At 34.3% G+C, this 4,025-nt stretch carries 3 protein-coding genes and 1 pseudogene; 1 reads left to right on the forward strand and 3 read right to left on the reverse strand.

Features of this window, described 5'->3' with window-relative positions:
* A pseudogene (locus tag IKG78_RS08565) lies at window positions 1-199 on the forward strand (hypothetical protein); the annotation flags it as partial.
* An 18-nt stretch (window positions 200-217) separates the two neighbouring features.
* On the opposite strand, the gene IKG78_RS08570 reads toward IKG78_RS08565, so the two are convergent.
* The 3 genes from IKG78_RS08570 to IKG78_RS08580 form a co-directional block, all read right to left on the reverse strand.
* The gene (locus tag IKG78_RS08570) at window positions 218-517 is read right to left on the reverse strand and encodes an ASCH domain-containing protein (RefSeq protein ID WP_290942339.1); all 300 of its coding nucleotides are present in this window, start codon (window positions 515-517) and stop codon (window positions 218-220) included.
* Between the two features lie 2 nt (window positions 518-519).
* Complete coding sequence (locus IKG78_RS08575) at window positions 520-1,605, reverse strand: HTH domain-containing protein (RefSeq protein ID WP_290942341.1); 1,086 nt, start codon at window positions 1,603-1,605, stop codon at window positions 520-522.
* A 58-nt stretch (window positions 1,606-1,663) separates the two neighbouring features.
* Window positions 1,664-4,025 (reverse strand): hypothetical protein (locus IKG78_RS08580; RefSeq protein ID WP_290942343.1); only part of this gene is annotated, 2,362 nt, incomplete at its 5' end.

Raw genomic sequence — 4,025 nt, forward strand, 5'->3', positions numbered from 1 at the left:
CAGAAGAACACGGGTTGTGGGCTGTTTTCCGGATGGAGAGTCGGCACTGATGCTTGTTTGTGCCAGGCTGAGATACGTTGCGACGAAAGAATGGGGCACCAAGAGGTACCTGAACATGAAGCACCTCTACGAGCATGAAAAAGAAAACGAGCTTAAACGGGAACTGGAGAAAAACGGCAAGAAGGAAAATGTAGCCTAAATCTGATGTTGGGACAAACTATTTTTGCGAAAGACCCTTGACACTACCTGCCACTGATCTGTTAGCATAGTAATCCATGAACTTCGGGCGAGAAATTCCGGCATGAGCATGTGTCTTTTCCCAAAGTTTTTTCGGGGAATCTTTCAAAATGCCAAGCACTTCAACCATCGCAACCACCTTCATTTCAGGCGCGGTTGAATAAATCAGAATTCGGTCAACTTTGCGTTTCGCGACACTTCTGCGAAACTCATATTTCTTTGAGCCTTCGAAAATCTTGCGAACGTATTCAGGCTTGATGGAAAGGAGAATTGTGGACAAAATCAGTCTTCTTTAAAATTTTTTGTAACTTTCCAATAGCCGTTTTTATCAGCACCAACACGGACAATCTGGTTTTGCTGTTTCAGTAACTGCAAATCTCTTTTGATTGTTTTTTCAGTAACACCAAATTCTTCGGCAAGCCTTTGGGCGGACATATGAGGATCTTTGGTAAGAACGGCAATAATCTTTTCCCGTCTATTTTTTACAGGGACATTTACAGGGACATTTACAGGGACATTTTTGCGATCCTGAGGCTTTTTGTAATCAACATGCAGATATCGATTTTTTAGTTCGTTGTGTTCGCCCATCAACAAGTTACGGAAGAACTTTTCAAGATACTCCGGCTCCTCTTTGATTTTCTTTTCCACATTTTTGTAGTTGGCACGAACTAGTGCATTCCTGAAATACCACGAATTCTTGGCAAAAATGTCGTTCCCCACCTTGAATCCCATGGAACGCAGGTACTTGATGGTAAAAACCGCAGTCGTACGCGTATTACCCTCGCCAAAAGCATGAATTTGCCACAGACGCGATACAAAAGACGACAAATGACGGACAATTTCGTCCATACTCAAATCGCTGTAATTGAACTCCCGTTCGCGTTCAAAATCATAATCCAAAGCCATCCGCAATTCAAACGAAGCTCCGTACATCACGGAATCCCCGTTCAGCACCCACTCCTTTTTCGAAATGTTGTATTTGCGGATTTCTCCAGCATGTTTGAAAACCCGATCAAAAAGACGCTTGTGAATAGCTATCAAAAAAGACGGAGAAAAGCTAAACGCCTTTTCACTCAAAACTTGTGCGATGCGGGCAGAAACCTTATCCGCTTCTTCCGTTTCGTCCTGGTCTTCCGTCCGTTCAGTCTTCGATTCATAATAAGAATCAATGAGAGCCTGAGCCTTGTTCAGGGAAATCTCGCCCTCAATGTTTTTCTTGGCGATTTCAAGCAAATAATCCGAAGGAGTCAGGCCATCGACTTGCTGCAAGCCGATAGCCGTAGACCATGCGTAGGACTTTTCCCGCTTGGTGGGCTCGACCTGACGGATGTATTCTTCAAAATCCAGTTCTGACGGTTTCTTTCGCATCGGAGTTCCCTGTGATTATAAATTTTATTCGAACTACCTTTCAAAAATCAAACGAAAATCACATTCTTTTCTGTATAACTTTAATTTTTTTACCATCCTCTTGATAGCTAGATATGATTTCCTTTTCACTTAATATAGCACACAATTCTTTATTCATACTTGTATTTGGAAGTTTTTCTCGTTTTCCATCACGTTTGATACAGATACGATAGGATTCATCCAATTTGTTGTTTACCAAGTCTATTATTTCATTGTCCTTCAAATTACGTCCTTGCAAACACAAAAGTTTTAGAACATTATCTGCATCATCCATATTAGCAACAACAGACGCAATAGGCACTTGAACTTTTCCTTCTAAATTTAGTTCTATTATTTTTCGTCCTAACCACGTCAAAGCATCATCTTGTTGACTTACCGCATACCAAATATCAAAATCACTTGATAACAGCTTATTTTTCTGTTCTTTACTTAATTCCTTGCTATCCAAGAACATTTTCATATCATCAAAAGTGATTTTTATTTTCAACTCACTCCATTTCTCCGCAAAATCATCAAAATATGTAACAATAAATTTCGGAAGTAAATCTGCATAATTGCTTTTTATTCCAAAATAATTCTCTGAAGTCAACTGAAGCAATCGTAATTCTATAAGACAATTTATCTTTTCATATTCAACAGATTCGAACGACATGTTGCCAAATTTCCAATGACATACTTTCATCAGTTTAAAAAAACATTCAGAAGACAAAGCACTCTCATGTATTATTTTTTTGTAGAAATCTAACATGAAATCATAATTTTCATTTTTGTCTTTTAATTCATCTTCCGTTAAAGGATTTTCTTTCACCAATTCAGTAATAATCTGATCATCATTCAGATAATCAACTAGGCTGTCTGCCAATTGTTTTCCATCAATCTTGAAAATTTCAATAACATTAGACCATGTGGGACTCACCTTTTTATACTTATATAACAAATTTCGAATATCTACTGATTTTTCATCGCCATCTGCAAATTTTATTTCTGATGATTTGACTTTTGTTATATCAGAAATTACGCAGTCATTTTTTTCTATTAATTCAATTTTTGTTTCTGTAAGCAATATATTATCATTCAACAACTCGACAAAAGCATCTTCAGATTCGGCTATTGATCCATCTGTAGAAAGAACTACTTCCTTAACAAAAGTTTCAATATTTTGGACAACATACGTCTTTACATTTTGATTTTGCAATTTGGATATTTGAGTAAAATAATTCTTAATCGGCATTTCAACAGCATCGGCAAATGCATTTTTGATTATGATATCAAAATTTTGTTTTGATATTATATAAGCGTTGTTATCCAATATAATATTGTAAATAGGATATTTTATAGTGTCTTCTAAAAGATTAAATTTCAGACCATAATAATTAATTTTAGAAGAAACTTTTTCTTTTTCAATGTTGTCGAGATGCAAGAAGGAAACATCTCTCTTTAAATAAGACAAGATATTTTCTTCTGTTTTTTCAAAATCAACATATATAAAGAAGTAGTACAGTATACTTATTTCTTCATTATCAAAGATTACATTAATCCAATTATTTTCATGTCCCAAAAACTTATACAAGCCTTGATACAGCCTCGATAAACAATTTGAACCGGCACTAAATTTGCTTAAGAAAAAATCATCATGACTTAATAGTTTATAATTCCGTAGTGTTTCTAAAAAATCTTTTAAATGATAATCATCTGTAATTAATATGTAAGACAGCATTGAATTATTTAGAATAGCCGACAAACTCCATTCTATATCTTTAATCCTCTTAATCACTTTATCAACACTACTTAATATCAATTCAAAATTTGGCGATTGTTGATTTTTTATCAAAAGTAAATATTGTGTTTCATGTACACTTAAAGAATTTGCATAAAAATTTGAAATGTATTCAAAATAGTTTTCATCAATATATCCACGCCGCAATAGATAAATGACAAAATTATTGAATTTTTCGTCTTGTTTTTCTAAATGACATGTAAATTTTTCGGGAGAAACTGTTTCCAGTAATTTTTTTATATTTTTCTTACTGCATTCAGACAAGTCAAAATTCTTTTCTTTTAATTTGTTTCTTAAAAGATTTAATTTACCATCAACTTTAGATTTTATCATCTCCTCGCGTTTGTCGTATGAGTATCTTGAGTCCACCTCTTTCTCTATATTTGAGAAGTTATATGAAAATAGGCCTTTCTCATATCCCCAACTACCATAATAACCGTTTCGTTGTGTGTATTGAAGACACTCTAATGATGAATTCTTTTTTATTTTATCAAATTCTTCATCAGAAGTAAAATCGTCAGCATTTAGGGAGATAAAACTATCATCGGGCTTTTTAGAAAAAATTTTCGATATATATATTATTCGTAATTCTTTTTTATCAATA

It is taken from the genome of Fibrobacter sp. (assembly GCF_017545445.1).
Taxonomy (GTDB): domain Bacteria; phylum Fibrobacterota; class Fibrobacteria; order Fibrobacterales; family Fibrobacteraceae; genus Fibrobacter.